Below are 22,660 nucleotides of genomic sequence, written 5' to 3'. Positions count from 1 at the left end.
GGTGATTTGTCTGAAGTGGGTACAGGTTCGGACAAAACCTGGAAGCCAAGCAACGATTTTGTCTGAAGCGAACCCGAGTCTTACCCCTTCGGTAAAATCAATTAATACAAGAGAAATAAAAATCGCCTGAGCTCACTACCAAAGCTCAGGCGAAAACTAAACTATTCTTTTAGCTCAGGCTTCAGCCATCCCTCGAAATAACCTTTTGCCTGTGGATGGCCTGCTTTTTCAAAAAGTTCGATTACATCGTGTCCGGATGCATTTTTATTTGCGAAATCGTTGATATATGTCTTCAAAGCTTTGTTTACTTTTCCAGCCTTGACTATATAGTCCAACTCAGCATACATATTGTAACCGTGAATACCCATCAGGACTGTGTAATCATTTATATTTTTAAAATCGCTTAAAGGGCTGCTTAAATATTGGCCTTCTTTTTGAATTCTTGCAATCTCGTCCTGCTGCTTTAATTGCTCTTCTGCAGTTTGACTAATCGTATAGCCTTTTTCACCCATATAAGTTTTCAAGGAATAGCTCACGAGGCTTTCATTTACCCATGGTTCTTTATATCCCTGGCTTCCGACCATGCCTGACAGCCACTGTCGGATTACGCCATCTGCCATACTGAGAGAACCAAAGTTATTTTCAGAAAAGTTATATCCTGGTGAAAAAATCATTCCCTGGTAAGCCGTTTGTGGGTTGCCTTCCGCGGTTCGGATGATATCCAGTTCTTTATAAGGTAATGTTGAACCGTAAAACTCCTCAAAATAATCGATCGATTGACCTGCAGCCATTGCATTTCTGTTTGCTGTCTCTTGCTTGTCGGTGGAAGGGCGGTACCATACATTCACCAGTGTTTCATTACGAGTCATGAATCTTTCAGTTTGATAATATTGTTTATCCAACAGAACGACAGAAAAATCACGGACATTATCCACCTTAGCAGTGTACTTCCTGCTTTCACCTTCGTTTACTGTAGTAGCATTAACTTCTTCTGCGTTCGAAAGAATCTCGAATTTATCAGCAGCGTTTATTGTTACATCATAGTTAGCTGTTTCACTATAAAAAGGGTGACCGATTGGTGAATATGGGTCCAGATTCCAGCCGTTTTTATCATACACAGCCTGTTTTGGCAGGAAGTTGCCGAGCCAGACTGCCGCATAATCATAGCTTGTATTGCTATAATTCTCAGGAAGCTGGAAATTGAATTGAAGGTCAAGCTCGGCAGTTGCCTTGTCTTTCCACTCACCCATTTGAATTTCTAAAATAGTGCCTTCAACTTTAAAATCAGCTTCCTGGTTATTCACTTTGATGTTTTCAATATCGATCCAGCCAGGTGTAGGTGATGGCCCTCGAACGAATTCCCAATCCGGGCCATCGATCGGTTCTTTAAACTGGTTAGGGTACAGGTGAAAATAAATCTTATCCTGGGCGGAACCGGTAGTATTCGTAGTGGAGACATGCAGTGTGCCCTGCAATGTTGCCTCAGCATCCTGATAAGTCAGGTCAGCCTTATATTTGACGGGCGCATGCTCCTTATTGGTAAAGATGTAACTAAATAAGTCTTTATCTTCTTTTGGTTCAGTTGATGCACCAACACTAGTTTCCTTTTTCTTGGCTTCTTCGTTTCCGAAAAACTCAGCATACGAGAATACACCGGCCCATAATACGAATGAGACCGTCAATAATGTAGTAAATATGGGCTTAGGATATTCTGAGATATATTCGGCAACCCTTAACGCACTCTTTTCAATAATCCTGTAAACCTTATAACGGCTCAAATACCCTCGGAAATCCCTGAGTATTTCGCGAATTAAGTCACTAATATATATCTTCTTTTCATACTCCGTCTCTGGCTGTTCTTGCACGCCAACTATTACAAAATTTCTTGAGAGGCTGGTATCTTCTTTAGCGGCAGACGTTATAGCCATTTGTTTAACCGGCACAACTCCAGCGATATGGTCCTCGACCCCTTTTTTCATCCAATTCACGATGATGGCTATAAAAGCAATGATCAGGATCGGACTGTAGGCCATCCATGGGGCTCTTCTGATTAGCCAGAAGTTTTGGCCGGCCATTCCAGCTAGTTCGTTGGTGATTGTTCTGTATATCAGACGTGGTGTATCAGTCAAAGGCGTGGGGTGCGGGCCGCCTAAATACAATGAAAAAATCCCAAGAAACGTCAACAGCTGTAAGATTGATAGGATTTGCTGTGTAGTCAATAACAGCAAATGAGATTTGATATTGGGCCATATATGCTTTTTCAAGGTGTGAAACTTGCTGGCACCCATCAGTATTGAGCTTAGAACATAAGGTTGTTTTTCTATTTCTTCTATCATATCAAGGATGTAATAATAGACGCCGGGAAGACCGACCAGCAGCATAATAATCAATTGATATTCCAATATGACCATTGCTGAAATCCCGGTCGGTATTGATGCGACAGGAAGCATCAAAATTATCGCGACAAGCAATTGAGGAATATATCTGAATGGCCAAAAGAACGCACTGAAATACCGTTTAAAGCACGGATACAATAATTTCGTTATAAGCGCCAGTATTGTACCAACCAACAGTCGGGCAAGCGTGATTCCCAATATAGCGCCGAGAGTATACTTAACTCCAACGAGCACTAGATTAACCATGCTTCTTGCACCCAAATCCGTCCCGAGTGGAAAGATTAGCGAAGGAGGAGCAGGCGGAGCCGCGACAAAGTTTCCTTCATCATCGAAAATCAGTGGCTCATTGCTTTCAGGCATAAGCTCTGTGTTCCAGCTGATCAGGAACAATGCAAGAAGTATTGTCGAACCAATCAGGATATTCCGATGCTTAAGATTATTAATGTAAGATATTAATTCCAAAAACTTCTTGAAGGCTGCTTTCAAGAATACAAGCAACCCTCTTTTTACTTTTTGTGGATTTGGATCTTTTGTCTCTCTGACAAGAAACATTAGACTTTTGTTGAAAAAAGAAGCAGTCAAAGTGAATGCAGATAAGAAAATACCCCTGATTCTTCTCATATATCCATCCCCCGGACGCTTCCAAACTTTTTACCGATCAACGAAACGAATCTCTCTAGAAGAATGACTGGAAGCATGAAAACTCCTACATAAAAGAAAATATTCATTGGAGAAGTACTTTGAATCTGCAATAGTTTATTAAGTTCCTGGATGTACCCGTCAAGGACAAACATGTGTTCAACGAGCACCAGGTTTGTCAAAACCATAAAGATTATGGTCTTAAAATGGATCGAGACAACCGGTACGATATTGCGGGTTAAATGGGAGAAAAGCAGCTGCATCTTCGATAACCCTTTTGCCTGGCCTAAGAGAATATAATGTTTTTCAAACTCTTCCTCCATTACTTTTATTAGGTATTGGGCAAAAAACAGTGATGGCAGCAGGGAATTAATGATCATTGGAAAAATTAGTGGTTCCTTTCCGGCTAAACCATACATGGTAACCAGGCGGATTTGAAATTCCCTGTAAAGAGTAAACAAAAACATCTGTATCATGAAAATAATCAGCAGATCAGGTATGCCCTCGAGGAAGTTAAGGATATTTTTCACCTTGGACCGTTGTTTGTATGGGAAATTCATAAATAAATAAGCGATTAAACCTCCGATTAAAAAAGAAAACAACAGACTTACAAAAATAACTTCAAGCGAGTATGTATACCGGTCAATAACTGTTTCCGTGTTCCAGCTGTCGAAAAATTGCCAGCTGGCAGGCTTGGAAAATTGCATGACAGTATCTCCGAGTACTTTTAAAAAGGAAAACAGATTTATACCTAGGTGTTCACTAGCAGGATCCCGAAATGCGAAAAGCCTGGGAAATGCCACAAAAAATAAAAGACCCGCGATGGAGGTCAAAAGTAAAAATAGGTAATGTATAAATTTTTTCATAGTCTCTCCTTTGGAAAAATTTTCTTTAAGTTTTGACGTAGTTAAGTTATGAAAGGTTGCAAGATTTAAGAAATATTTTTTAATAATTTTGTGATAATTGAAAAAATAATGTAATATGAATTATAATAAACCGACTGGATAGTTTATTTTGACTATTTCATGAATTACGAAGCTATTCGGTAGTCCTTTTACGATAACAGCCTGCTAAGCATCATTAATTGTATTAAACCAAATGATTAACGAAAAAGGGGGAAGTGGCATGGAACAAAAGGTAATGAACCAAACAATCATGTCTGCGCTCGAAAAGTTCAATGAATTAGATGAAAAGATTTCGCATTTTAATAGTATTTTAGGTTTATTGAGCTGGGACCAAAAAGTTATCTCACCGAAAAAAGGACGCTCTATATTTGCGAATGCAAATGGGACACTTAGAACAGAAGCGTTCAAGTTGACTGTTTCAGAGGAAATGGGGGAGGCACTCAGCACGCTCTCTACACCAGAAGCAGAGGAGTACCTTGATGAGGCGGTAAAGGCTAAAATCCGTGAACGCCTTAAATTTTATAACCGTTCAAAGAGTATTCCAGCTGCAATGATTAAAGATTTCTCTGTGCTTACATCAAGAGCAAATGATGCCTGGGAAGAGGCAAGAGAGAATAATGATTTTGAAAAATACCTTCCGTTTCTTGAGAAAATTATAGAATTCAAAAAGAAAGCTGTTGAAATTTACGGTTATGAAAACCATCCATATGATGCACTCCTTGACGAATTTGAGCCTGGCCTGACTGTGGAAAAGCTTGACCCATTGTTTGTTAAATTAAGAGAATCAAGCGCTGATTTACTTAGAAGAATTCAAGAGTCTTCATACAAACCGTCAGTGGAGATATTTGAACAACCATATCCAATAGAGAAACAAAAAGATTTCAATCGTTATATCTTGCCGCTGATAGGCTTCGATATGGAAGCAGGCAGGCTTGATGAAACTGTCCATCCATTTGCGCAGCCTGTAAATACCCGTGATGTGAGGATTACGACCAGATATCTAGAAAATAATGTCCGCTCCGCTATTTTCGGTACAATTCATGAGGCTGGGCATGGAATTTACGAACAAAATATCAATCCGGAATTCCAGGATACAGTTCTTCAGGAAGGTGCTTCCTTTGGAATACATGAATCTCAGTCACGTTTCCTTGAAAACATGGTAGGGCGCAGTGAGGAATTCTGGAAGTACTTCTATCCGAAACTGCAGGAACATTTCCCAGAACAACTTGGGAAAGTGGCATTGGATGATTTTTATCGAGCCACGAATGCTGTCCAGCCATCTTTCATCCGAGTTGAGGCTGATGAGCTAACGTATAATCTTCATATCATGGTTCGCTATGAAATTGAAAAGGCGTTGATTGCCGGGGAAATAGAGGCGAAGGATCTGCCAGGAATATGGAACGCAAAAATGAATGACTATCTTGGCATTGCACCATCAACTGACAGTGAAGGGGTGCTCCAGGATATCCACTGGTCGTTCGGAGGACTTGGCTACTTCCCGTCATATTCGCTTGGAAATCTGTATGCAGCCCAAATCCTGAACAAAATCAAAAAAGATTTACCCGATTTCTATGAGAGTATCGAGCAGGGGAATTTTTCAGTGATTCAAGACTGGCTGAAGGAAAACATCCATCAATACGGCATGCTGTATACACCTAATGAACTGATTGTAAAAGCCACCGGTGAAGAATTGAATGCGGATTATCTAGTTCAATATCTGGAAGAAAAGTATAGCAAAATATACAAATTATAATTTAGCGACGAAAATGAGGTAATTCAAATGACGCCAATTGTTTCAGAGGAATATAAGGAAAAGAAGCGTCAGGAAATACTACAGAGCGCTCATGTTTGTTTTGCCGAGAAGGGTTTTGAAGCATCGACTGTTGATGATATTGTCGCTCGTTCTGGCCTGAGCAAAGGGGCAATCTATAATTACTTTAAAAGTAAGGATGATATCTACCTTGCATTGATGGAAGGCCAGACAAATAACTCGGGAAATAAATTTGCAAAAGCGATAGCTGAGCGAAAGACAGCGCTGGATAAGCTCAACTACTTGATTGAAGCCTACCTGGATAACGATCCGAATGATGAAGCGAACAAGGGTCATGCGATTGTTCATTATGAGTTCAGATTGTACTCAACACGGAATCTGGAGTTAAAGGAAGTGTTGACTGAGCGATATAAAGATTTCTTTGTCTCATTGTTGATAGGAATCATTAAAGAAGGCCAGACATCAGGTGAATTCAACAAAGAGCTAGACCCCGTGACATATGCGGATATTTTTTGGGCGATGGTCAATGGAGCTACATTGCAGGCAACTATACTTGAAAATTATCAATATAAACTTATATTAAAAGAAATGCAGAATATGTTCTTGGAAAAATTAAGACTATAAATGATTAAAACCAGTGAGGCGGGTCCTCACTGGTTTTAATTTTGTTTCGACAGGTCCAGGTGCTGAAAGAAATGAAGTTGACGAAAACAGCTATATTATTTCAACTCTAGGACATCTTGTGAATATAGTGATTTTTCCTTTAATAGTTTCTTCAGTTTTTGCTTGTTTTTTCTCCCGGACAGAATGTAAAGGAAGTCCCCAGCCATGATGACTGTATTCCCGGTAGGTGCAATCAGTTTGCCATTGCGGATGACCGCATTCACCAGTGTCCCTTCTGGAAATGGAATTTCCATCAAGGTTTTCCCGACAATTGCACTTTCGCTTTCCATTTCATATTCAATCATCTCAGCATCAGCTTTTCCGAGTGAAATCAACTCAAGTGATTGCATCGGAACCGTTTTCTTAGGACCATTCAATCCTAGCTTATTGGCGAGCATAGGTATGGTAGCTCCCTGGATCAGAGCACTCGTCAGAACAACGAAAAAGACAACATTGAAGATCTGATGGCTGTCCTCGATACCTGCCAGTAAAGGGAAGGTGGCGAGGATAATAGGGACTGCGCCTTTCAATCCCGCCCAGGAAAGGAAAATTCGCTCTTTATGGGTATACTTCATTTTAGTCGTTGAGATGAACACCGCAACGGGTCTCGCTACCAAAATCAGAATCAATGAGACCAGAAGCCCTTGAATTAAAATGGCAGGAGTGAAAAGTTCTGACGGAAATACAAGGAGTCCAAGGATGACAAACATAAGAATTTGCATCATCCATGCGAAACCCTCTGAAAAACGGAAAATAGAATGGCGGTAGGCAATTTCCGCATTACCGATCAGAATGGCTGCAATATATACAGCCAAAAGCCCGCTGCCGTTTAGGAATGCTGTGATGCCATAAGTCAGCAAGGCAAAAGCGGTTGCAAATACAGGATACAGTCCACTGGAATCCAGATTGATGGAATTCAAAGCCTTTACAGCTATCTTTCCAAATATGATTCCCAGTACCAACCCCAGCCCCATTTGCAAAAAGAAATCACCAACCAAGATCAGGATACGTGTATCTGGGATGGTAATGAGTTCAATCATTGCGACTGTTAAAAACACGGCCATCGGATCATTCGATCCCGATTCGGCTTCAAGGGTGGACCCAAGTTTTGGGGATATATTATGGTCTTTCAGGACTGCGAACACCGCTGCGGCGTCAGTTGAACCAACTATCGCACCAAATAAAATGGATTCAAGCCAGTCGAGGCCAAGGATCAATTTAGCAGCAGCCGCTATAATTCCTGAGGTTATTAAAACCCCAATAGTCGCCAATGATAAAGAAGGGACGATCACCGGCCTGACATCCTTCCAATTTGTCTGCAGGCCGCCTTCAAACAAAATGATGATCAGCGCAATTACCCCTATCTTTTGTGTCAATGATGCATTGTCAAAATAGACGATACCCAGGACATCACTGCCCATGACCATTCCGACCAATATAAAAAGGATAAGGGAGGGAACGCCTAATCTAGTTGAAAATCTCGTAGTCAAAACCCCGACAATTAATAAAAAAGCTAAAAGCATGATGAATGAGTCCGTACTAATAATATGTTCAGGCAATAAAAACTCCCCCTTATAGATTGATATTTATTTTAACCGGGACCGTTTCCTGGTCTACTCCAATAAAATGCTTTGTTTCTGATGGCGAGGCATGCTGTAGTCTTTTTTGGATGAGTGAAATTGCAACACCCTGGGAGTAGGCATGATAGCCAAATGTTTTCCTGAGAGTGGTCATTCCTACCGGTTCATCAATTCCGGCATTTTTGGCTGCCGCATTAATAATCCTGTAGGCTTGTTGTCTTGTAATTGGGTTAGAAGTTTTTCTCGACCTAAAAAGATAGTCTGTATCAATAAAAGAATTTTCATTTAAATATTTTTTTAGGGACCGCCTTATAGAGGCATTTAAGTAAACAGGAGGATTGCAATAGAGAGGAATGGAAAGAAAGTCTGTAATTTCCCCATCTTTATCGCATACATCGTGGACTCGCAGACTAAGTAATTCCTGAAGTTTAATTCCAGTATTGATACCAAGTAAAAACAAACAATAATCCCTGGTCGAGTGATTTTCGAGGAATTTTTTCATAATGATAATTTTCTTTTTGGATTTAATTGCACTTACCGTTTTCATTAAATCACTTCCTTAAGTAACTTAATTATATCTTAATCCAAGTTTTGTAACATACATTTTGCTTGATAAAGATTTATTTGTTACTCTACTGTCAAATGTTATAATGAACAGAATCTAAAAATTTGATATTAATATGGAGGCAATTATGCTGACTTTTGAACAGAAACTTGCAATTATTGAATCATTTCCTCAACTTGAACGAAAAAATGTCTCTTTAGGCCGTGTTAACTTTCATTATGCTGAGAGCATATACGACAAGAAAAATGTTGTATATCACCTTCACCCAAATGGGAATGGGTTTGTCTATGGTGAATTTTTAGAAGACTATGACATCGACCCTAAAGGTATGGTAAATATCCGCGATTTTTCTGAGAGAGAGCTCAAAACGATTATTGAACAGTCGATTGAGTCTCTTTCGGCCAACAGCACCATTGATTCAGCCATCATAGAGGACAATGAAGAGGAACGCTGGATTAATTCAGAAAACCACACATTGTTACTTGTACATGAAGATGAAATGTGGAATGTGTATGCTGGTCTGAACCTTGATGGTACATTCCTTTCTTACAATGAAGCCAAACAATATTTAGAAGAAGAAGGATTCAGGAAAAGATAAAAAGGATGCCACGTTGGCATCCTTTTTTCTATAGCAGATTATAAAATAATTTCGTTGTTGATAACTATATGGGTTATCTTAATTCAGCTCCAGCGCCTAGCCCCTCGAGTCGCTTGTCTAGCTGCGGCTCCTAACTCCTCGAGACGTTTCGGTCCTGCCAATGAAGTCAAAGAGCGACTTCACTGTCAGGCCCTCCAACGCTTGTCGGAGCTGAACGAGGCGCTTGCGCTTTTTGTTCAGTAGCCTATAATTTGAAATTCCCTGTCAGTTTTTCTAATTCCGATGCTGTCCGCTGGAGGATCTTTGTCGTCTCGTTTACATTTTCTGCGATTCTGAGCTGCTCTTGTGTGGACTGGTCTGTCTGTCCTGTGCCTGCAGCAATCTGCTGGGATGCTTGAGAGACTGTATCAAGGGAATTAGTTATTTGTTCAAAAGCGATAACCTGCTGTTCAATAGCAGTTGCGATGTTATTGGAGTTGTCTTCAATCTCCAATGTTGTTTCATAGATTTCATTAAGTGTATTTTTCGCCTTGGCAGATAGGTCTTTATTGTATTGTACAGCTTCTCTCGTTTTTGTGATGTAGTCAACTGCTGTACGAGTGTTCTGGACATTTTCGTTAACGATGGAAATGATAGTGGATGCCGATTTTGCGCTTTCTTCAGCAAGCTTCCGCACTTCGTTTGCTACAACAGCAAAGCCTTTTCCGTGTTCTCCAGCCCTTGCAGCTTCAATTGCTGCGTTCAGTGCCAAGAGGTTTGTCTGATCAGAGATTGTATTGATGATTTTTACGAACTGTGTGATTTTGTCTGATTGTTTTTCAAGCACGGTAATAATGTCAGCCAGCTGGTTTGTATTTTCATCTACAGCTTCAAGTCCTTCAAGCATCTCGTCAATCCTTACGGTTCCTTCTTTTGAAGTTACCGTTGAATTTTTTGCTATGAAGCTTGCCTGCTGAGCAGATGCGTTGATTTCTTCGATACCGGCGTTGATTTCTTCCAATGTTGCCTGCATTTCTTCAATGTTGGCGTTCTGTTCCTGTGTGCTTGCGGCCGCCTGCTGATTAGCTGATGTCAGTTCCCTGATAGCTTCTACCGAACTGGAGGCTGTCTTGGACAACCCAACTGTTTCACCTGAAACTTCCCTTGAACTTGTTTGCACCTGGGAAACGAGGGTTCTAAGGGAGGCAGCCATTGTATTGATACTTTCAGCGAGTGTTCCAATTTCATCTTTTGATTTAACGATGATATCATCTTGTGACAAGTCACCTTTTGCAATTTTTGCTGTTAAATCTTTGATGTTATTCAGTGGTTTGATGAGCCTGGACACAAGGAAATACATAGCTACGCTTGAGAGGGCGAGGATAATAAGAGATAGAATCCAAATGCCTGCGACCTCAGCATTAATCTTTTTATTTACCTGGGAAACGTCAAATTCGACTCCATAAAGGGCAATTGTTTTTCCTGCCATATCAGTGATTGGAGCAAAGCCGGTCATTTTTGAGCCATTTTGAGATTGGTATATTTCAGTAGTCGTCCTTTTATTTTCTTTAAAGGCTTCTAGGGCTGCCTGATCAAAATCTTTGCCGCCAGAATAATTTGAACCATATGTGATATCCTTTGACATCATTGCTGAGCTCATTGTTGGGATAGCAAATTTATCCCCATCCATCGTAATTAAATAAAGATTATGTATTAATGGGTTTTCCTTTAATATTTGATCCATCTGTTTCTGCATGGAGGTGACACCTGGATTGTTTTTTGAAGGATTGGTAATGATTGTTTTTGCTTTCCCTGCAGAAACCTGATCCGATAACAAGCTTGATATTGTATTAAGTTCTGCTTCCATCGAATCCATGTTGCTAGTCCTGATGGTGTATTGCGCATAGAATGTTGTAGCCAATGCAAGGAGCAGCATTGAGATTATGCTTAAAGATACAATCTTTAATTTAAGACTCATATTTTTGTTAAATCTTTTTTTGCTTGATTTCTTCGTAATTACTGTTTTTTTTACAGTGTTCGTCTTCTTCTTGAAAAGCAATTTGTCCACTCCCTCTGATCTTCGTAGGCGATAAAAATTTCTGCGAGAACAACTATACCATGCAGGAACTTCAAGATTCGGATTGAATCCTGAATTGTTCTCATATTATTGTTATTTTCGGCAATATTCAAAATTAGTTAAGGAAAATGGGTTAATTAGTCGGATATTTTTGTTTGACAGAAATATAGTGCTTTTATATATTTAAGGTAATTAAATATTCTCTTTTTAAAGGGGAGTAGCTGCTACAATAAAGTCGTCATTCCCGAGATGAAAGTCTCCGGCTTTATTGGCAACGTGGACGTTGTTAGCAAGACCTTTGCTGTCATGGTAAAGGTCTTTTTCTATGTGATTTAAGGCCTTTACCATGATGGTAAGGGTCTTTTCTTTTGGCCATGCGAAGGGGTATTTGGTTGACCAATCAATGGTTAGGGGGAAAAGAAAATGGAATTGACTTTATTTCTGGAGTATGGCTGGGTACTTATTGTGCTTGTAGTGATGGAAGGGCTTTTGGCTGCGGACAATGCATTGGTACTTGCACTAATGGTGAAGCACCTTCCCGAGAACAAGCGTAAAAAGGCTTTGTTTTATGGCTTGGCAGGGGCATTTGTGTTTCGCTTTACATCTCTGTTTGTGATTTCCTTTCTGGTCGATGTATGGCAAGTACAGGCGATTGGGGCTTTATACCTGCTTTTCATGTCTGTAAACCACATCATCAGGAAAATTGCTCTCAGGGATAAAAGCGAAAATCAAGACCAGCTATTGACCAAAGAAGGTACGAATCAAAGCGGTTTTTGGGGGACTGTTTTTAAAGTAGAGGTTGCCGATATTGCTTTTGCAGTCGATTCTATCCTGGCAGCAGTAGCCCTGGCTGTTGTACTGCCTGAAACTCCGCTGCCCGACATAGGAGGGATGGACGGGGGACAATTCCTTGTCATCTTCGCAGGCGGGATGATTGGACTGATCATCATGCGATTCGCTGCTAATATGTTCGTGAATTTGCTTGAAAGAAGGCCTGGTCTGGAAATCGCCGCGTTTGCTATTGTCGGCTGGGTAGGGGTTAAACTGGCGATTTTAACATTATCACACCCTGCATTAGGTATTATCAATCCTGAATTCTCCCATTCAACAGAATGGAAACTAACATTTTATGCAGTTCTTGTAGGAATTGCAGCGGCAGGCTGGTTCCTGTCCAATGAAAAGACTGCAGAGACTGCCAAAAAGGTATCATAATCACATGTACACTGAAGTATAACCCATCTGCATCAATATTTAGAGAGTTGACTTCAGTTTTTCATGTTGCTCCCGTCACCTTTGCTGTTTACAAGAGGTGGCATTGCTCAACCAGCCCATTTATAAATATATTCTACTCCAGATACCAATAATAAGTGTGGATTGATTCACGTTTTTCCTCTATTATGCGTTAGCTGTTTATTATAAGGGTATAATTTAAAAAATGGACAAAAAATCATGGTGCTGAAGGAATACGTTCCTTTGATCATCATTCCGTTTTGAATGGAGTACTGTCTTCTAGGAGGTGACTGCCTTACGAATGTAGGGCTTGCCCATTGATTATTACTAATTTGTTTTTAGTTGTTTTATTAATTGCGTTAACTGGCTTTTTCGTAGCGACAGAGTTTGCCATTGTAAAAGTGAGAAGTTCAAGAATTGATCAGCTCATCACTGAAGGAAGAAAAGGAGCACAATCTGCTAAGCACGTCATCACTCATCTTGATGAATATCTCTCGGCCTGTCAGCTGGGAATTACGATTACAGCTCTTGGCCTTGGGTGGCTCGGGGAGCCGACGGTTGAAGAAATGCTTCATCCTGTGTTTGAGCGCTTTCATCTTAATCCGTCATTATCCAGTATATTATCGTTCGGAATAGCCTTTGCTTCGATCACCTTTTTGCATGTGGTAGTTGGGGAGCTGGCTCCAAAAACGGTAGCAATTCAAAAAGCGGAGGCAGTTACCCTTGCATTTTCAAAGCCTATCATCTGGTTTTATAAAATTATGTACCCGTTCATTTGGGCATTGAATGGGTCAGCCAGGATTCTTGTCGGCTTGTTTGGTTTAAAGTCTGCATCTGAACATGAAATTGCCCATTCCGAAGAAGAACTCCGCATTCTTTTATCGGAGAGCTATGAAAGTGGTGAGATCAATCAAAATGAACTGAACTATGTTAATAATATATTTGAGTTTGATGAGCGAATAGCCAAAGAAATCATGGTGCCCCGGACTGAAATTGTCACGTTTGATATTTCAGATGATATCGATACGATTATTGATGTGATACAAAAAGAGAAATATACACGATATCCAGTCATAGATGGCGAGAAGGACAATATAGTAGGGATGATCAATATCAAGGAGATACTCACTGCTAAATTGACACGTAAGGATCTTCAAAAAGAATCGATTTTGTCATCATTTATTAAGCCTGTCATCAGAGTCATCGAAACCATTCCAATCCATGATTTGCTCGTCAAAATGCAGAAAGAACGCATTCATATGGCCATCTTGATTGATGAATATGGCGGCACATCCGGACTGGTGACTGTCGAGGACATACTTGAAGAGATTGTTGGAGACATCCGTGATGAATTTGATGTGGACGAAATCGCCGAAATCAGAAAAGTAAATGAAAACCACTATCTATTCAGCTCAAGAGTTTTGATTGATGAAGTAAATGACGTATTAGGTATCTATATATTAGAAGAAGAAGTAGATACTATAGGCGGATGGTTCATGACAAAGAACATTGATGCCGAAATTGGTGATGAAATCGAGGAACAAGGCTATATTTTCAAGATTATCGAAATCGACGAATATCATATTGCCTATTTAGAGGTTCTAAAAATGGACGCAGATGAAAAGCCGGACTAATTCCGGCTTTTTCTTTTTGTTCTAAAGAGGTCGTGGCTAATATTGGAAAGACTTAAATAGTTTGAGTTCCTGTCCATGCCGGGTAAGAATACACTACCGGGGCAACCGGATGAATCATAAATTGAAATGGAGGAATTTAAAATGGCTAAAAAAGTAGTTGGAGTATATGATAATCAAACAGAACTAATTGAAGCAATTGAAGAACATAAAAACAAAGGCTATGCCGTTCAGGATTTCTCAATCATCGGTGATACAAATGATGTTACCACTGCACTTGAAAGCAGAACAGGTGTAACGACTGAAAATATCGGAACTGATACTGACGACCATAGGGAAGGCGGTTTCTGGCAAAGCTTGATGACAGCATTTGACGCAGACAGAAATTTGGGCGGCAATGAGCCTTCCATTTCCGATCGTCTGGTCGGTGTAGGCTTAACAGATGACGCGGCAAGAGAATACGAAGAAGATGTCCGAAATGGACGCATCATCCTTTTAGCAGAAACGGCTGCATCTGGTCTTGATGTTGAAGAAACAGGATATGTTACCGATACCTCAGTAACTGGAGCTTATGATAATACTGATACATCAGTAACGGGAACATATGATAATACTGATGAGCAGACTTTAAGGTTAAGAGAAGAGCAGCTTGATGTATCCAAAGAAAGGGTACAGGCAGGTGAAGTTGAAGTCCACAAGGAAGTAGTAGAAGAGCAGCAGAAAGTAAACATTCCAGTCACACGTGAAGAAGTGTACGTGGAGAGACGTGATGTGAATGAGACTACTTCTGGTATGGATGCTTCGGTTGGTGACGATGAAACTATCCGTGTACCTATTATGGAAGAGAAGGTAGAGGTTACTAAGAAACCGGTTGTTTCTGAAGAGCTTGTCATTGGTAAGCGAGAAGTGACAGATACTGAACAAGTCGTCGAAAGTGTAAAGCATGAAGAAGCACATCTCGAAGCTGACGACGATCGTGTGGTCAATGAAGCAGACCTTGACCGCAACCGTGAATCACTTAAGAATTCGACGGACTTAGACCGTGATGGTTTAAATAATCCTTCAGGTATGTACCGTGACGGTTACAAGAAGAAATAAATATATCCTGAAAAATAAGAAAAGACGCCCAAAAGGCGTCTTTTCTGCGTATTGAGGCGACTGACTGCACGCCACATCGTGCATTTCCATAAAGGAGTGTCTGTCGGCTTACACAATTCAGCTCATCGCTTGATAAATATAACACGTTGACGAAGCATTAGCAAGAAGAAGTTTAATGGTGAATTCTTCTTGTTTCATGTTCAATTCATGCTGGGTAATAAGGTATAAAGAATTAGAGAAGGGGCACATCATGAAGAAAAAAACATTACTTATATCATCTCTTATACTAATTATTTTCGTCTCACTGGCTGCATTCAGTATGGTCAACCCTCAAAAAGGGGAAGGGGACAGGCTGGTAGTAGCATTCGGAGACTCGCTCACCTATGGCTATGGTGATCAGAAGGGATCGGGTTATATTGATACACTGCAAACCAAGTTGAACAACCAAAACAAACAGTACTACAACTTTGATAATGAAGCTATTTATGGTCTTGAATCTTCTGGTATCCTTACCCAGCTATCTGATGTCAGTATTAGAGGAAAACTTGATGATGCAAACTATTTTATCCTTTTTATCGGTACTAATGATTTGATCAATAGCAATGGCGGGAATTTAGACAATCTGAAGCTTGGGGAAATAGAAAAAGGCCAGGCAGATTATTTGCGGAACTTGAGGGCAATTCTCAATATTTTGAGTGAAAAAAACGAGAAAGCGCCGATCCTCCTGCTGGGTCTCTACAATCCCTACCCAGACAGTGCTGCAATTGAAGCGGTGATTAATGATTGGAATGAAAAAATAAAAAAAACCGCTAAAAATGAAAAAAGGGTCGTTTACATTCCAACCAATGACCTGTTTAAAGGGAAAGATAAAAAGCAGTATTTCAGTGATTCGCTGCATTTGAATGATAAAGGATACAAACTGATCACTGATCGCATTTTAGGAAAATACAAGTTTGAATAGGATCAATAGAATTTTTATATAAGGCTTTGTTATAGGATGACTGCCTGGCATAAACTACTGCCAGGTTTTTTAACTTGAAAAAAATTCCCTTGAAACCAAGAATGGAGGAAATTCGTTATATAATAGATTAAAAGAATAGCTGAAAGGAATTTTAACGTGAAAAACAAATTTTTTGGGAACGCATCCTTCACTTTTTTGCTGATTTTGGCTGCGCTCCTTTTATATTATCAATTCCTCACCCAGCCTGAAATTAATGAGGATGTTCCTTTGCCACAGGAACTGCATCCAGTTGTCCAGGAGAATAAGGATGTGCTGGTCCAGAAGGCAGCAGAGATAGGCATAAGGGTCTTGGTAACTGATGGTTTCCGGAGTTTTGAAGAACAGAATCAGTTATATGAAAAGGGAAGATCTAAAGATGGCCAAATAGTCACACATGCTAAAGGCGGGGAGTCTTACCATAATTTTGGTCTGGCAATCGACTTCGCGTTATTGAATAAACAAGGAAAAGCCCTATGGGACACTACTTATGATGGAAATGGCAATGGGAAATCGGATTGGATGGAAGTAGTAGGCATTGCCAAGGAGCTTGGATTTACGTGGGGAGGAGACTGGAATCACTTTAAGGATTATCCGCATCTGGAAATGCGGTTCGGCTTGACCATAAATGACTTGAAACGCGGGAAGCGTCCTCCGGAAGATGCGTTGACTGCTTCACAAAATTAAGCATCGGCGCCATGAGGCTCCGATGCTTTTTAAGTTTAATAACCTTCAGGGTGAAAACATCGCTAAATAATCATTTTTGTTTGGAAATAGCCAACTCTGAATGTGGCTTTCCAATCTTAAGGAATTGCTTGATTACCAGTCCAGGTCCTCCGAGTACGAAAAGGTAACGAGCTTCGATTACCTGCTTCATTAAGGCAGCGAATAAACCGCTGATCTTCAAACCGAAGACTTTTCCGACAGCTGCTTTGTTACCGATGGAAGCGACTGTACCTTTGTGGTGGTATTCGAATGCTTTGAGTTGTTCACCTCTCAAGCTGGCGATTAAATTTGGCCCGCAAACCTCTGCCTGTTGAATGGCCACCTGCGCAGTCGGAGGGAGTGGGGTTCCATCCTCTTTCAGGAATAACGCAGCGTCCCCGATACAAAAAACATTTTCCATTCCTTGTACCCGCAAAAATTTATCAATGTTGATGCGGCCCTTCGAAATAGGCAAATCCAGTTTTTCAAGGAGGGTATTGCCCCGGACACCTCCCGACCAAATCAATGTCCTTGAAGGAAGTTCTTCGCCATTGTCCAATGTTATAGTAGTCGGAGAACATTCAAGGATCTTCGTAGAGGTCATTAGCTCTACACCATTCTTTTTAAAATAGCTTTCTGTAAAATCTATAGCCTCTTTATTAAATCCTGGCAGAACAGATGCAGACGCTTCTATATTGATAATTCTTGTCGCCGACACAGGTATATCATATTTGAGACATAGCTTTGGCATTGCTTCTATAAGTTCGCCAATCATTTCTATTCCGGTAAAGCCCGCACCGGCAACAGCAAAAGTCAGTCTTGAAGGGTCAAGGTCCTCTTTATACGCTGCGAACTGTCTCAGCACATGGTTGTATATGGCCTTCGTACTCCTGAAGCTTTTGATTTTAAAGGCATTTTCTTCTACTCCAGGAATACCGAATGTACTCACATCGAAACCAAGGCCAATCATCAGGTAATCATAATCGATAAATTCACCAGACTCGAGCTGGACTTTCTTTGAAGTAAAGTTTACACCTTGTACTGTCCCTTTTTTGAATTGGATTTTATCTGTCTTAAGAAGGTCAGGTATATGTAAAGTGATTTTTTCGTCAGAGGCAGTGCCCGCAACTGTCTTATGAAGTTGAGTAGAAATATAGTGATAATCATGTTTATTGATCAAAGTAACTTGAGCTTCGCCGTTCAGTAAAGTTTTTTCAAGCTGGCGGCTAGTTATGAGACCACCATATCCCGCACCTAAAATGACTACTTTTGGAGTTTGCATCGTTATTCCTTCTTTCTGGTTGTTTATTGTGAAATAATTCACATGTTTTAGTAAAAAAAAATAAAAAATTTCTTGTAGTTTATATGAAATGATTTGTGAAAAAATTCACAAGTGTTTTCTACCAATAGATTACGATATTAATAAATTTATATCAATACGTATTTACGATATAAATTCAACAAAAGTTTGACAAAACATCCAAAAAAGGAGGAGATGGAATAGTTCCATCTCCTGGCGGTGATTAGAAATTCATTGTTTCTGGTTCACCATTATCGTTCATCAATCGAATGGTTTCTGGTTTTATTTCAAGAATAATGTAATCTGGGTCATTAGGGCTCTCAATCCATTTCTCCATTTTCTCATTCCAGAATTTTTCCTTGAGTGACTCTTCTTCACGGATTGAAGCTTTACCCTGTACCTCGATATAGGCATCACCCATTCCTTCACCTTCATATCCGAGCAGGATATGAACATATGGGTTCCTTTTAATCTCTTCCGCTTTGTACGTTTCTTTGCTTGTCGGTGTGTATAATGTCAAATCCTCGTTAAAAAAGGTCATGTAGCGGGAGTGTGGCTTATTCCCGACTACGGTTGCCAGCGTGCCAACCTTCGATTCACCAAGGACCTGAGTGATTTTTTCTTTTAAGTTTTGACTATCCATATGAATTCCTCCTTTTTTTGTACCTGCTTTTAATATTCTCTTTCTAAAGCTTCATAAACCAAAAAAGCCCTGGGATTCCCAGGGAGATTATTATAATTCATTGTCGATATCTACATTGTATTTCTTTTCGCTTGAAGAAGAATCTTTTGAGTGATGGCCATCCTTTTCCTCATGTTTTTCCTGGTTAAGGTCCTCCATCGGAATCGGATCCACAGTCAATTCACTTTTGAATTTGTCATGAAGACTTTCTGTCTTGGTTTCATATTGTTCAGGGTTGTCCATGTTTTGAGTATTATCAACTGGAATGTTCTTTTTATTTTCCTTTCCCACGATGCTCACCTCTCTTTGATTTTTAAAAGGCTGGATCTTGCATTATTTTCATCTGTACATGACTTATTTATTGCTTTTTGACTCTTCCTGAGGTTTTACAGGATCCCTTTGAGGCTCGATATCCTTGTTGTGTTCCTTTTTCTTCTCCTGTTCAGCTGAACCGTCGTTATGTTTTTCTGTCATGATAAAAGCCTCCTTATCGCTGTGATTATAATAAAAATACCCTTTTATAGCTAAATGAAACAAACTCATCGTCGAGATTGACTCAAAGGTTGAAGATGGAAAATGCCAATCCAGGTTCCTTACAGGCAAGTAAATAAGATCGAGTCCTGTATGATTCAAGATTCTGTTCAGCCATTCACCTTCATATAGTTAGAATGTATGTTTAACTAGCGAAATATGGAGGGGGGAGTGTGATGATAATCATCCGGTTTCCAGATTCGGCAAGCGGCCAGATGCTGCAGAATCTGTCAGGGAAACAGAAGGAAATATACAATGAACTAGACAATAGCCTGACGATGTTTGAGTATGACACAACCTTTCAGCTACTTTTCGAAATAAAGCTCAGGGAGAATATAATTAAAGCAGCATTGAAGCTTAAGGAGGCATCAGTAGCCTTTACCTCCTTCAAATATTCAAGGTTCAATCCAGTTTATTGGACAAAAGGACCGAGGGGCTATTTGTTGAATCCGAATGTCCTGCCTTCTGACGCGATTAATGATATTTATGAAAATGGTCAGGAATACGCATTCGAGTGCTCCACAGCAATGGTTATTATTTTTTACAAAGCCGTTCTGGATTCAATAAGGTTGTCGGATTTCAATTATTTATTCAGAGGGTTGCTTGTTTGGAATTGGAATTATGACCCTGATTTGGCCATCATAACGTTAGAAGGGAATGAGTTTATACCTGGCGATGTGGTGTATTTCATGAATCCTGACTTTGATAAACCAATTTGGCGAGGAGAAAATGCTGTAGTCCTTGGAAATGGATTATATTATGGACATGGTATTGGAATAGGCACAGCCGAGGAAATGATCAAAGCTCTGAATACCCTTCGGATACAAGGCTCCACTACCTCCGCCTTTATGCTCCAGCAGCATAGCAGGCTGAATTTTAAATACCTGTCCCAGTTTTCTAAGTGAAATAGGAAAGAATAGTAAAAGACTGGCTAAATTGCCGGTCTTTTTTTCTATTTCCTTTTACTCATTTTTTATAAAAGAAAATCTTGTATCATTTACGAGGCATAGTTTTAATATTTGGGGGAATATAAAAAGAGACATATTATATACATTTCTAATTCCGGCTGTGGAATTTATAGGCATGTTAAAAAGGGAGTTTTGGAAATGAGATTAACCAAGGTGCTTGAAGAACTCGGCAGCAGTTTAAAAAAATACAGGAATGATGCAGACCCTAATTTATCTGGAATTCAGATGGATTCACGTAAAGTGAGGCCAGGAGATCTATTTGTTGCGATAACAGGTTTCCAGATAGATGGCCACAAGTTTATTAATGAAGCTATAGCCAATGGGGCTGCAGCTGTCATAGGTGAAAATGAGCTTGAACTTTCTGTACCTTATATTCAGGTATTCGACAGCAGGCTTGCACTGGGAAGGGCAGCGAGCGCATTTTATCAACACCCGTCGAGGAAGCATACGGTGATTGGCATCACAGGTACAAATGGGAAAACGACCGTTTCTTACATTTTAAAGCACATCCTAGAGCATGCTGGCAAAAGCTGCTCTCTCCTGGGAACTGTGTCTTATATTATAAATAATGAAGTGTACAAGCCTTCCAATACCACTCCGGATGCTTTACAAATTCAGGAATTGATTTCGAAAAGCAATGATGAATTTGTTGTTTTGGAGGTGTCATCACATGCCCTGAAGCAATACAGGATTGAGGGGCTTGAGCTGGATTATGGGTTGTTCACGAATTTATCCCATGATCACCTCGATTACCATCCGACAATTGAAGATTACTTCGAGGCCAAAACATTGATGTATAACTACATGAAAAAAGAGGGTTCGGCTGTTGTCAGCAGGTTGGGCGAGTGGGGTGACAGGCTGGACAGTATTTTAAAAGCTAAAGAAATTCCGGTATATTCAATTGGTTATGATGCCATCCACGATTTGAAAATTGAGGATATTAAATTAAACGGAGAAAGCAGATTTGACATCCAAATGGGAGGAATCACCTACCCTTTGACTTTTCCATCCCCTGGTCTACACAATGTCTATAATGCTGCAATGGCCTTCTTGACAGCCGTAAAAATCGGCATCAGTCCTGATGTGATTACTAAAGCGCTAAAATCTTTCCCTGGCGTGCCTGGAAGATTCGAGATGATCTCTCACCCGGAAGGTGCTACTTTCATCGTCGATTATGCACATACTAAGGATGCGATTGAATACTGTCTGCAAGCAGCACAAGAGCATGAGGCAGTGAAGGTAAAGCATATCTTTGGCTTCCGTGGAGAGAGGGACAAGACAAAAAGAGAGCATATGATCAAAGCGTCGGCCGCAATGAGTGATGAATTCACCTTGACCTTCGATGACCTGAACGGAATAACCGAAGAAGAGATGGCCAATGAATTAAAGGAACTGAACGAACGATTTGGCATGAACAAAGGTAGAGTGATTACAGACAGGACCTTGGCGATCAGAGAGGCATGGGAAAACGCCCGGAGAGGGGAGTGGATCCTTATCACTGGTAAAGGACCTGAGGAGTATCAGTCAATGTACGAACTTCCTACATCGTCAGATAAAGAAACACTGTTATATTTAAAAAAATTGCAGAACAAGGAAAAGGTAATTGGTTGACGCAAAGCAGGCTGAATAAAAATCAGCCTGTTTTTTTAGGGAAATTAAACTCCTTGGCATAAACTGACACAAATTATCCTTCTAATAATGACAAAAATATGAAATGTGAAGTCCATCACTCCAATATTTTCACGGCATCTCTTATGATATAAGTAAAGCAAGACAATTGACCTGACTAATGTGAGAGGAGGCACTCAATATGGATAAAAAAGAAATTTATAAAATGCTTGAAGAAATAGAAGAACCAATGCTTGGAGTCGATATTGTGAACCTTGGCCTCGTCTATGAAGTCTGCGTCAAGGATGATAGAGATGTCGAAATCGTTTTGACTACAAGGAATGAAGATTGCATGCTTGCTGATTATATTGCCCTCTCCGCCCGTGAACACCTGGCTGGACAAATGGGTAACCTCGAGCATATTGATATCAAAATGGTCTCAGCACCAAAATGGACACAAGACAGGATGTCCAAGTACGCGAAATACTTACTGGACTTGTAAATACCATTTAAAATAACCTCTAAAGATTGCGGCATCGCAATCTTTTTTTATTGTTTTGTGTTAATGTTTATTTCATGATTTTAGTCCGAAGTTCCACCATGTTCGGACAAAACACTGGATACATCCCAAGGTATTGTCGGAAGTCGCACCAAGTTCGGACAAAAGGCCAGCTCCGTCTCATGAATTTGTCCAAAGTCACACCATGTTCGGACAAAAGTCTGGTTCCATCTCAATA

The 22,660-nt window shown here is 40.1% G+C and carries 20 protein-coding genes; 11 read left to right on the top strand and 9 right to left on the bottom strand.

Features of this window, described 5'->3' with window-relative positions:
• Positions 1-161 precede the first annotated feature (161 nt).
• The gene (locus TY49_RS06030; RefSeq protein WP_041965004.1) at positions 162-3,017 is read right to left on the bottom strand and encodes an ABC transporter permease subunit; all 2,856 of its coding nucleotides are present in this window, start codon (positions 3,015-3,017) and stop codon (positions 162-164) included.
• Entirely contained in the window at positions 3,014-3,742 is a 729-nt protein-coding gene (locus TY49_RS06025; protein ID WP_198135592.1) for an ABC transporter permease subunit, read from the bottom strand. Before TY49_RS06025 ends, TY49_RS06030 begins: the two co-directional genes overlap by 4 nt.
• Positions 3,743-4,160: 418 nt before the next feature.
• On the opposite strand from TY49_RS06025, the gene TY49_RS06020 reads away from it, so the two are divergent.
• Together TY49_RS06020 and TY49_RS06015 are read left to right on the top strand one after the other, a co-directional pair.
• Positions 4,161-5,693 carry a carboxypeptidase M32 gene (locus TY49_RS06020; RefSeq protein ID WP_084135396.1) on the top strand — a complete coding sequence of 511 codons (1,533 nt, stop codon included), beginning with the start codon at positions 4,161-4,163 and terminating at the stop codon, positions 5,691-5,693.
• 27 nt (positions 5,694-5,720) lie between these two features.
• Positions 5,721-6,335, top strand: coding sequence for a TetR/AcrR family transcriptional regulator (locus tag TY49_RS06015; protein WP_041965002.1), 615 nt, complete (start codon positions 5,721-5,723; stop codon positions 6,333-6,335).
• Between the two features lie 95 nt (positions 6,336-6,430).
• Here the strand turns inward: TY49_RS06015 and TY49_RS06010 are convergent, their stop codons facing one another.
• Positions 6,431-7,933, bottom strand: a complete 1,503-nt coding sequence (locus TY49_RS06010; protein ID WP_041965001.1) for a potassium/proton antiporter — start codon at positions 7,931-7,933, stop codon at positions 6,431-6,433.
• 13 nt (positions 7,934-7,946) lie between these two features.
• Positions 7,947-8,501, bottom strand: a complete 555-nt coding sequence (locus tag TY49_RS06005) for a tyrosine-type recombinase/integrase (protein WP_041965000.1) — start codon at positions 8,499-8,501, stop codon at positions 7,947-7,949.
• A gap of 145 nt (positions 8,502-8,646) precedes the next feature.
• Between TY49_RS06005 and TY49_RS06000 the strand changes: the two genes are divergently transcribed.
• Complete coding sequence (locus TY49_RS06000) at positions 8,647-9,117, top strand: hypothetical protein (RefSeq protein ID WP_041964999.1); 471 nt, start codon at positions 8,647-8,649, stop codon at positions 9,115-9,117.
• A gap of 244 nt (positions 9,118-9,361) precedes the next feature.
• On the opposite strand, the gene TY49_RS24170 is transcribed toward TY49_RS06000, so the two are convergent.
• On the bottom strand, positions 9,362-11,155 hold the full coding sequence (locus TY49_RS24170; RefSeq protein WP_084135395.1) for a methyl-accepting chemotaxis protein: 1,794 nt from the start codon (positions 11,153-11,155) through the stop codon (positions 9,362-9,364).
• A gap of 441 nt (positions 11,156-11,596) precedes the next feature.
• Between TY49_RS24170 and TY49_RS05990 the strand changes: the two genes are divergently transcribed.
• The 5 genes from TY49_RS05990 to TY49_RS05970 all read left to right on the top strand — a co-directional run bounded on the left by TY49_RS05990 (position 11,597) and on the right by TY49_RS05970 (position 16,816).
• On the top strand, positions 11,597-12,385 hold the full coding sequence (locus TY49_RS05990; protein ID WP_041964998.1) for a TerC family protein: 789 nt from the start codon (positions 11,597-11,599) through the stop codon (positions 12,383-12,385).
• Between the two features lie 335 nt (positions 12,386-12,720).
• Positions 12,721-14,037, top strand: a complete 1,317-nt coding sequence (locus TY49_RS05985; RefSeq protein ID WP_041964997.1) for a hemolysin family protein — start codon at positions 12,721-12,723, stop codon at positions 14,035-14,037.
• Positions 14,038-14,178: 141 nt separating this feature from the next.
• A complete protein-coding gene (locus TY49_RS05980) occupies positions 14,179-15,132 on the top strand; it encodes a YsnF/AvaK domain-containing protein (RefSeq protein WP_041964996.1) in 954 nt (317 codons plus the stop codon).
• A 250-nt stretch (positions 15,133-15,382) separates the two neighbouring features.
• Positions 15,383-16,093 (top strand): DUF459 domain-containing protein, encoded by a 711-nt coding sequence (locus TY49_RS05975; RefSeq protein ID WP_052442101.1) that lies wholly within the window; start codon positions 15,383-15,385, stop codon positions 16,091-16,093.
• Positions 16,094-16,249: 156 nt separating this feature from the next.
• Positions 16,250-16,816, top strand: a complete 567-nt coding sequence (locus tag TY49_RS05970) for a M15 family metallopeptidase (protein ID WP_041964995.1) — start codon at positions 16,250-16,252, stop codon at positions 16,814-16,816.
• Between the two features lie 70 nt (positions 16,817-16,886).
• On the opposite strand, the gene TY49_RS05965 is transcribed toward TY49_RS05970, so the two are convergent.
• The 4 genes from TY49_RS05965 to TY49_RS05950 form a co-directional block, all read right to left on the bottom strand.
• Positions 16,887-18,116: an NAD(P)/FAD-dependent oxidoreductase gene (locus TY49_RS05965; protein WP_041964994.1), complete on the bottom strand. Its 1,230-nt coding sequence runs from the start codon at positions 18,114-18,116 to the stop codon at positions 16,887-16,889.
• Between the two features lie 241 nt (positions 18,117-18,357).
• Positions 18,358-18,777 carry a pyridoxamine 5'-phosphate oxidase family protein gene (locus TY49_RS05960; RefSeq protein ID WP_041964993.1) on the bottom strand — a complete coding sequence of 140 codons (420 nt, stop codon included), beginning with the start codon at positions 18,775-18,777 and terminating at the stop codon, positions 18,358-18,360.
• 90 nt (positions 18,778-18,867) lie between these two features.
• The gene (locus TY49_RS05955) at positions 18,868-19,107 is read right to left on the bottom strand and encodes a YczO family protein (RefSeq protein ID WP_500778256.1); all 240 of its coding nucleotides are present in this window, start codon (positions 19,105-19,107) and stop codon (positions 18,868-18,870) included.
• Between the two features lie 63 nt (positions 19,108-19,170).
• Positions 19,171-19,290 (bottom strand): hypothetical protein, encoded by a 120-nt coding sequence (locus TY49_RS05950; RefSeq protein ID WP_041964992.1) that lies wholly within the window; start codon positions 19,288-19,290, stop codon positions 19,171-19,173.
• A gap of 233 nt (positions 19,291-19,523) precedes the next feature.
• Here TY49_RS05950 and tgl point away from each other — a divergent pair, with 233 nt between their 5' ends.
• From tgl to TY49_RS05935, 3 genes are all read left to right on the top strand, one after another.
• Complete coding sequence (gene tgl, locus TY49_RS05945; RefSeq protein WP_041964991.1) at positions 19,524-20,252, top strand: spore coat transglutaminase TGL; 729 nt, start codon at positions 19,524-19,526, stop codon at positions 20,250-20,252.
• Positions 20,253-20,453: 201 nt separating this feature from the next.
• Positions 20,454-21,926 (top strand): UDP-N-acetylmuramoyl-L-alanyl-D-glutamate--2,6-diaminopimelate ligase, encoded by a 1,473-nt coding sequence (locus TY49_RS05940; protein WP_041964990.1) that lies wholly within the window; start codon positions 20,454-20,456, stop codon positions 21,924-21,926.
• Positions 21,927-22,125: 199 nt separating this feature from the next.
• A complete protein-coding gene (locus TY49_RS05935; RefSeq protein WP_041964989.1) occupies positions 22,126-22,425 on the top strand; it encodes a metal-sulfur cluster assembly factor in 300 nt (99 codons plus the stop codon).
• Positions 22,426-22,660 lie beyond the last annotated feature (235 nt).

Source organism: Mesobacillus selenatarsenatis SF-1 (genome assembly GCF_000813125.1).
Classification (GTDB): domain Bacteria; phylum Bacillota; class Bacilli; order Bacillales; family Cytobacillaceae; genus Mesobacillus; species Mesobacillus selenatarsenatis.
Note: the sequence above shows the minus strand (reverse complement) of the source record. Positions and strands in the feature narration are given on the sequence as shown.

Excerpts from the sequence above, each read along its gene's own strand:
- TY49_RS06030 (WP_041965004.1), bottom strand. The coding sequence starts at position 3,017 with ATGAGAAGAATCAGGGGTATTTTCTTATCTGCATTCACTTTGACTGCT.
- TY49_RS06025 (WP_198135592.1), bottom strand. The coding sequence starts at position 3,742 with ATGCAATTTTCCAAGCCTGCCAGCTGGCAATTTTTCGACAGCTGGAAC.
- TY49_RS06020 (WP_084135396.1), top strand. The coding sequence starts at position 4,161 with ATGGAACAAAAGGTAATGAACCAAACAATCATGTCTGCGCTCGAAAAG.
- TY49_RS06015 (WP_041965002.1), top strand. The coding sequence starts at position 5,721 with ATGACGCCAATTGTTTCAGAGGAATATAAGGAAAAGAAGCGTCAGGAA.
- TY49_RS06005 (WP_041965000.1), bottom strand. The coding sequence starts at position 8,501 with ATGAAAACGGTAAGTGCAATTAAATCCAAAAAGAAAATTATCATTATG.
- TY49_RS06000 (WP_041964999.1), top strand. The coding sequence starts at position 8,647 with ATGCTGACTTTTGAACAGAAACTTGCAATTATTGAATCATTTCCTCAA.
- TY49_RS05990 (WP_041964998.1), top strand. The coding sequence starts at position 11,597 with ATGGAATTGACTTTATTTCTGGAGTATGGCTGGGTACTTATTGTGCTT.
- TY49_RS05980 (WP_041964996.1), top strand. The coding sequence starts at position 14,179 with ATGGCTAAAAAAGTAGTTGGAGTATATGATAATCAAACAGAACTAATT.
- TY49_RS05975 (WP_052442101.1), top strand. The coding sequence starts at position 15,383 with ATGAAGAAAAAAACATTACTTATATCATCTCTTATACTAATTATTTTC.
- TY49_RS05965 (WP_041964994.1), bottom strand. The coding sequence starts at position 18,116 with ATGCAAACTCCAAAAGTAGTCATTTTAGGTGCGGGATATGGTGGTCTC.
- TY49_RS05960 (WP_041964993.1), bottom strand. The coding sequence starts at position 18,777 with ATGGATAGTCAAAACTTAAAAGAAAAAATCACTCAGGTCCTTGGTGAA.
- TY49_RS05950 (WP_041964992.1), bottom strand. The coding sequence starts at position 19,290 with ATGACAGAAAAACATAACGACGGTTCAGCTGAACAGGAGAAGAAAAAG.
- tgl (WP_041964991.1), top strand. The coding sequence starts at position 19,524 with ATGATAATCATCCGGTTTCCAGATTCGGCAAGCGGCCAGATGCTGCAG.
- TY49_RS05940 (WP_041964990.1), top strand. The coding sequence starts at position 20,454 with ATGAGATTAACCAAGGTGCTTGAAGAACTCGGCAGCAGTTTAAAAAAA.
- TY49_RS05935 (WP_041964989.1), top strand. The coding sequence starts at position 22,126 with ATGGATAAAAAAGAAATTTATAAAATGCTTGAAGAAATAGAAGAACCA.